The organism is Micromonospora sp. NPDC005206, from assembly GCF_040608175.1.
Lineage (GTDB): Bacteria > Actinomycetota > Actinomycetes > Mycobacteriales > Micromonosporaceae > Micromonospora.
Map to the genome: position 1 here is coordinate 1 of NZ_JBEXHU010000065.1, position 4,407 is coordinate 4,407.

Consider the following 4,407-nt stretch of genomic DNA (forward strand, 5'->3'; position numbering starts at 1 on the left):
CAGCCCCGGCAGAATGGGCGCGACCGTCCGCGCCGCACTTCATCTCACGCACTTCGAGTACCGCTACCTACCCGAATCTTGTTGAGATCACTTCACTGGAGCGTTAACTCACCCATTGCATGCACGGTGCCGCGACGGCACCGGGTCCGGCAAGCGCAGCCGCGGCGTGCCGGTTACAGCTGTTCGACGACCTGCCGCAGTTCCGGGTTGAGTGTCCAGCCATGCGTGTCGAGCAGCCCGCGCAGCTCGGCCAGCGCGGAGCGCGCCGGTATGCCGGTGGTCAAGGTCGTGTAGCGGGCGGCGACCGCCGGCGTGCGACTCTGACCGGCGGCGCAGTGCAGCAGCACCACATGCCCCTCCTTACGCAACTCGAGCACCATCCGGGCGGCCTGATCGACCACGAAGTGCGGCTGCGCATTGGCGCCGGGCTGGTCGACAAGCCACACCGACACCCAGTTGCCGTCAGCCACGTCGTCGAAGTCGTCGCAGCCGACGCGGCACAGGGAGACCACCGCGCTGGCGCCCGCCGAGGCCGCATCGGTGTGAAGGTTGCCAAGGATCACCCCGGGATCGTGCGGATGCGCCAGCATCAACGGTGCAACCGCAGGTCGCGGCGCGTGAGCGCAGCCCGGCCAACCGCCCTGGCCGGCCTGGCCGCCGTGGGCCGTCAACAAGGCCAGGCGGATCAGGTCCGCCGCACGCTTGTTCGGCCAGCCGTGAACGACGCGCTGCCAGGCCTGGGGCACCGCGGAAGAGCCCCACCGTGCGCCCAGCAGCGCCCCGGCGATCGCCGCGACCGTGTCGGTGTCGTCGCCGACACGCACCGCCGCCGCCAGAGCGCGTTCGAGATGCTGGCAGGGAAAACTCCCGTGGCCCGGATTGTGCTCCGGCACGTCGGTGTGGGTGATCGCCGACCAGGCGGCCTGCAACGCCGCGACCACGAACCCGTTGGGACGGAACTGCTCCGGCGGCTTGGACTCCGCCTCAGCCAACCAGCCCGACCACTGGTCACGCCGCCCTGCGGGCAGCAGGTCCAGACCCTCGCGTACGCCGTCGAACGTCCCGTCGAGAACCGCCCGGCGAATCCCCGCGCACCACAGCACACACGCGTCCGCGGCCAGGGGATCGTGATGGGTCAGCTCACTGACCGCCCGGGCGGCCTCGGCGAGCGCCTCCGGCTCGCCGAGATAGGCCAGCGCAACCGGCGCGGTTGCGCATCAGGGACCCGTTACCCGCGCTGCGGCCGGTTCTCCGGTGCAGCTCTGCGGCTGCGTCTCGCATCGCAGCGGCGATGCCCGCTCCGCTCAGGTGGGAGACCGCGTCGAGGACCTGCCGGGTCTGCACCCCGATGTCGCTGGCGCCCTCCCGTCTCCATCGCAGAAAGTTGCCGGCGATCCGGTCGAGGGAGTCGCTGGTGCGCAGGTCCGCCCCGGTGGCGGATACCTCTGCGATACACACTGCCATCTGGGTGTCATCGCTGTACTCACCAGGCGCGTACGGGCCGAGCCCCCCACCGCGCATCACCGGCTGCTCGCCGACCGCGAGCGGCAGCTGGAACTCGTACGGCATGCCGCCCCGAGGAGAACCCCGGCAGCCCGGTCGCTCTGGATCGCGTCCAGCGGCACAGTCGCTGCCATCAACTCCCCCACCCTCGCCAACTCCTCACACCCTCATCGGCCCGGGCCAGCCCGGCGACCATACTGCGACAGCGCGGCTGGAAACATCCTCACCCCGGCCGGGTTTGCCGCCCGCCGGATCGGCACTGCGCGGTTATCACGCTCACGCCGCCGATCGTTCGCCTGGCGAAGCGGAGGCTAGCAGCGGCCGCCGGAATGTCGCACCGCGATGATTCACTACCGTCCCGCAAGGCAAGCCCTGCTCGGTACCCCTGCCGTGCCACCAAGGAGGCAACATGCAATCTCCGCACATCTGGATGTCGACCTGCTGGCACTCGAGACCGACGACCAACTGTCCGTGCTCGTCGAACTGACCGCACCCACGGCGTCGGCCCGCGCCGCCGCCCGCCCGGCATCCACGCTGCAGGTGGTGCTCGACCGCAGCGGCTCGATGGCCCGTGGCCGCCTCGACGGCGCGAAGACCGCACTGCTCGGCCTGATCGACAAACTCGATCCCGGCGACAACTTCGGGCTGGTCGCCTTCGACGACCGAGTCGAGGTAGCGGTCGCAGCCGGCCCCTCTCGGACAAGCAGGCGGTGAAACGCGCGATCGCCAAGCTCGACGCTTGCGGCAGCACCGACCTGTCCGCCGGCTACCTGCGCGGACTGCAGGAAGCCGCCCGCATCGCCGGGCCGGCCGGAGCGAACGTGCTGCTCATCTCCGACGGCCACGCCAACGCCGGCGTCACCGACGCTGACACTCTGGGCGCCATCGCCGCCAAGGCCCACGCTGACAACATCACCACCTCGACGCTGGGCTACGGACTCGGCTACGACGAACGGCTCATGTCGGCGATCGCCCGCGGCGGGGCCGGCAACGAACTCTTCGCCGAGGAAGCCGACACCGCCGGCGCGCTCATCGCCGGCGAGGTCGAGGGCTTGCTCTCCCAGACCGTCCAAGCAGCGTCGCTGCTGATCCAGCCCTCACCGCACGTACGCGCGGTCCACATCGTCAATGACATGCCCGCGACCACCACCGGTGACGGGCTACTCGCCGAACTCGGCAACTTCTACGCCGACGAGACCCGCAAACTGCTGCTGACCTTCGACATCCCCGCCATCGCCACCCTCGGCCTGGCCCAGGTCGCCACCTGCCAGTTCACCTGGGTCGAGTTACCCACGCTGGCCCAGCACACCATCACCGTGCCCCTGCACGTCAACGTCGTCCCCGGTGACCAGGCCGCGGGACGGGTACCTGACCCGACCGTACGCACCGAACTGATCTACCTGCAGGTACAGCAGGCCAAACGACGCGCCTCCGGCCACCTCAGCGCCGGTGCCCCCGACGCAGCGCTCGCCGAGATCCGTCACGCGCAGGACGCCCTCTCCGACGCCCTGCCCGCAGCGCCGGCCCACCTGCACGACGACCTGACCGAAGAGGCAACCGCCCTGGCCTACCTCTCCGACCAGACCGAACATGGAATGATCGCCCGAGCAGCGAAGTACTCCTCGATGGACGCTGCGTACAAGTCGGGCAAGCGCGGCCGAACCCGCCCGCCGTCAAGCGAGCCGAACTGACCGCAGACCAGCTGCGCACGTCGGCGTTGAGCTCACGACCGAAGGCAACCTGTGTCGATGCCAGAGACAGTGAGTCCATTCGTTCGAGGGCGGGTGGATCAGGGTGAGCAGGCCACGCACTGCGGGCATCAACCGACGGCCGTGATGGCCACAATGCCGTCGCTGCCCCAGTCGCGCGCCCTCTGTGGACTGCGGCGTGGCGGGCTGCGCCGGTAAGGTGCCGGCGGCGGGCAGCATCTCCTGCTACTCGCCAACCGCGGCAGACCCCTTCCAGACCAGGCCGCCAGCCTGCTACCGGGCCTCCTGGCACCTACCCGGACCGGACTTGCGCCAGCAGGCGACGAGGTTACAACCTGGGATGAACGACACCCTCACCTCCAGGTCCACCGGACTGCACGAAAGGCCGACCTTAGACTGCCGCCGCTCATGATCCATCGTCCGCCGGACGCGTTAGAACCTGTTGGCGGGCACGGCACCCTCACAAGTGGCGGTGGACCCAGGTTCAGAACAGCTGCGAACCGGCCGAGAGCCGGGCGCGACGCTAAGTGCTCCAGTTCGTAAGTCCTTCGGGGGTTGACGGTCCCTGCTCGGATGCGGTTACCCAGTGATGGGACTGACAAGGACGTCGCAGACGAAGTCGAGGGCTTCTTCGGTGGTGCCGCTGAACCAGATCTGGCTTTCGTAGGTGTTGTTGCTGGCCTTGTAGATGGCGGTGCCCATCGGTGGGCGGATCCGCCGTAGCGCAGCCGCATCAGCGGCAGCTGGTCGCCGTCGGTCAACTCGCCAGTGATGTAGGCGAACTGACCGTGGTAGCGCACGTGCACCGCGGCCAACTGCGGCCAGTTCGCCTTGGCGTGCGCCCGCAGCCGCTGCGCCAGGGAGGTCTTGGTGGAAGCAGGAATGACCGGCATAGGTCACATCCTGCCGCTGCGGCGTGTCCTATCGGCTCCCGGCGCGCTTCACCGGCACCCTCGGCCAGCCCTCAATCAAGGTCATCCTCGATGGAAGCTGGCCGGTGCCTGCCCCTCATGCACGCCCCATCACGCTGACCGCCGGCGAACGACGGCGGCTTACCGCCCTGGCCTACTCCCATACCGCCGGCTATCAGCAAGTCATCCGCGCGCGGATCGTGCACGACGCAGCTCGTGGGCACTCCAACGCCGCGATCGCCCGCTGTCACGGCGTCACCATCGACACCGTGCGCCGCTGGCGG

The 4,407-nt window shown here is 69.2% G+C and carries 6 protein-coding genes; 3 read left to right on the forward strand and 3 right to left on the reverse strand.

Annotated features, from left to right (window positions below):
- Positions 1-173 precede the first annotated feature (173 nt).
- A complete protein-coding gene (locus ABZU69_RS36845; RefSeq protein WP_354968836.1) occupies positions 174-1,196 on the reverse strand; it encodes an ADP-ribosylglycohydrolase family protein in 1,023 nt (340 codons plus the stop codon).
- The gene (locus ABZU69_RS36850) at positions 1,141-1,569 is read right to left on the reverse strand and encodes an ADP-ribosylglycohydrolase family protein (protein ID WP_354968831.1); all 429 of its coding nucleotides are present in this window, start codon (positions 1,567-1,569) and stop codon (positions 1,141-1,143) included. Before ABZU69_RS36850 ends, ABZU69_RS36845 begins: the two co-directional genes overlap by 56 nt.
- 405 nt (positions 1,570-1,974) lie before the next feature.
- On the opposite strand from ABZU69_RS36850, the gene ABZU69_RS36855 reads away from it, so the two are divergent.
- Complete coding sequence (locus ABZU69_RS36855; protein WP_354968832.1) at positions 1,975-2,217, forward strand: VWA domain-containing protein; 243 nt, start codon at positions 1,975-1,977, stop codon at positions 2,215-2,217.
- A complete protein-coding gene (locus ABZU69_RS36860) occupies positions 2,214-3,194 on the forward strand; it encodes a hypothetical protein (RefSeq protein WP_354968833.1) in 981 nt (326 codons plus the stop codon). The genes ABZU69_RS36855 and ABZU69_RS36860 overlap by 4 nt, the downstream gene beginning before the upstream one ends.
- Positions 3,195-3,791: 597 nt before the next feature.
- Here the strand turns inward: ABZU69_RS36860 and ABZU69_RS36865 are convergent.
- A complete protein-coding gene (locus ABZU69_RS36865) occupies positions 3,792-3,914 on the reverse strand; it encodes a hypothetical protein (protein WP_354968834.1) in 123 nt (40 codons plus the stop codon).
- A gap of 214 nt (positions 3,915-4,128) precedes the next feature.
- Here ABZU69_RS36865 and ABZU69_RS36870 point away from each other — a divergent pair.
- Positions 4,129-4,407 (forward strand): helix-turn-helix domain-containing protein (locus ABZU69_RS36870; RefSeq protein ID WP_354968835.1); only part of this gene is annotated, 279 nt, incomplete at its 3' end.

What these genes read in the sequence shown, in the direction of transcription:
- ABZU69_RS36850 (WP_354968831.1), bottom strand. Translation starts at nt 1,569, where the DNA reads ATGCCGTACGAGTTCCAGCTGCCGCTCGCGGTCGGCGAGCAGCCGGTG.
- ABZU69_RS36865 (WP_354968834.1), bottom strand. Translation starts at nt 3,914, where the DNA reads ATGGGCACCGCCATCTACAAGGCCAGCAACAACACCTACGAAAGCCAG.